This window comes from Pseudomonas sp. (assembly GCF_037994325.1).
In the GTDB taxonomy this organism is placed as follows: Bacteria; Pseudomonadota; Gammaproteobacteria; order Pseudomonadales; family Pseudomonadaceae; genus Aquipseudomonas.
Genome location: NZ_JBBNAH010000577.1, coordinates 1 through 1,698 on the forward strand (window position 1 = coordinate 1; position 1,698 = coordinate 1,698).

Consider the following 1,698-nt stretch of genomic DNA (forward strand, 5'->3'; position numbering starts at 1 on the left):
CAAACAGGTAGCGAATAATGTCCAGCAAGGCGGGCAGGCAGATCGGCAAGGTCACCCGCAAGAAGTGCCGAACCAGCGGCACTTTCAGCGACAGGGCGGCGGCCTCGAATTCGCCATCGAGCTGGCGCAGGGCGGCGGCAGCGGTCATCTGCGCGGTGGTAAAAAAGTGCGCAATGGTGCACAGCACCAACAGGGTCAAGGTGCCGTACAGGCCGGCCAACGGGTTATGCGGCTGGTTAAAGAAAAACACGTAACCCAAACCGAAGACCAAACCGGGCACCGCCATTGGCACAAAGCTCAGCAGGCGCAGGGTTTGGGTCAGGGCGGTTTGCCGGGTTTTTTCCATCAGATAGGCGCCGGTAAAAATCACCAGGCTGCCAAACACCGCGCTGCACACCGCTAGCAGCAAACTGTTGCGATAGGCCAGCCAGCCACCGGGCAACTCCGAGAAGGCGTAATGGTCGAGCGACAGCGCCAAGTTGTACGGCCAGAACTTCACCAGCGACGAATAGATGGCCATGCCAAATACGCCGAGCAAGGCGATGCACACCAACACGGTGATAGCCAGAAAGGCGCGGTCGCGGCCCCGGCTCGGCTTGGGGTGATACACCTGGGCGCGGCCACCCATGGCATCGCGCTGCTGCCGGCGCAGCCACAGGTCGACGGCAAAACTCAGCAGCGCCGGCACCAGCAGCACCATGCCGATCAGCGCCCCGCGACCAAACTGCTGTTGGCCAACCACCGCCTTGTAGGCTTCCAAGGCCAGCACTTGATAGTCGCCACCGACCACCACCGGCACGCCAAAGTCGGTAATACACAGGGTGAACACCAAGCACAGCGCGGCGAAAACGCCCTGGCGGCTGCCCGACCAGGTGATGCTACGAAACGCCCGCCACGGTGATGCGCCCATGCTCGAGGCAGCATCAAACAGCCGTGCATCGGCCAGCGCCAGGGCCGAGAGCAACACCATCAACGCATGGGGAAAGGTGTAAATCGCCTGGCCCAGGACAATGCCCCAGAAGCCATAAATGTTGTCGCTGATCAGCCCGCGCAATACGCCCTGGTTGCCGAACAGATAGATCAGGGCAATGCCCGGCAGCATTGACGGCGCCAGTAACGGCAGCAGGGAAATACCGCGCCACAGCGGCTTGCCCGCTATGCAAGTGCGTTGCAGGGCATAGGCAAAGGCATAGGCCAGCGGCACCACAATCAGCGCCACGGTTAGCGAGACCTTTAAACTGTTGCCCAACAGCCAGCGAAAGTTGGCGCTGCCAAACAGCGTGGCCGCTGCACTTAGCCCGCCGCCCTGGCTGGCATCGCCGGCAATGCCGCGCCAGAGCATGGCCAGCAGCGGCAACAGCACCGTGAGTACGAGCAACAGCAGCAACAGCCATTGCCCGCCGCGCACAAACAGGCGGTCGGCCAGGTCTGCTGGCGCGTGGCGGCGTGCGGGCGCGCTGGCGATGGTCACGGCGCGCTCCATCAGGCAAACACCTGCAAGCTGCGCGGCGGCAGGGCCACCCAAATATCCGCACCGTTCAGGCGTGGCATGGCTTCGGGTTCCAATTCGGCCAACAGCGAATGGCCGGGCAGGGCGTCGAGCTCAAAGCGCAGGCGGCAACGGTTGCCGAGAAAGGTGACTTCGCGCATTTGCGCGCTAAACAGGTTGTCTTCGTGCACCGGCGGATTAATCACCAC

General features: G+C 62.7%; 2 protein-coding genes. Both read right to left on the reverse strand.

All coding sequences use genetic code 11. The annotated features are described in order from the left end of the window. On the reverse strand, positions 1-1,471 hold a 1,471-nt coding region (locus AAAB16_RS19400; protein WP_340664804.1), incomplete at its 3' end, for a putative 2-aminoethylphosphonate ABC transporter permease subunit. Between the two features lie 11 nt (positions 1,472-1,482). Beyond that, a partial coding sequence (locus AAAB16_RS19405; protein ID WP_340664805.1) for a TOBE domain-containing protein occupies positions 1,483-1,698 on the reverse strand: 216 nt, incomplete at its 5' end.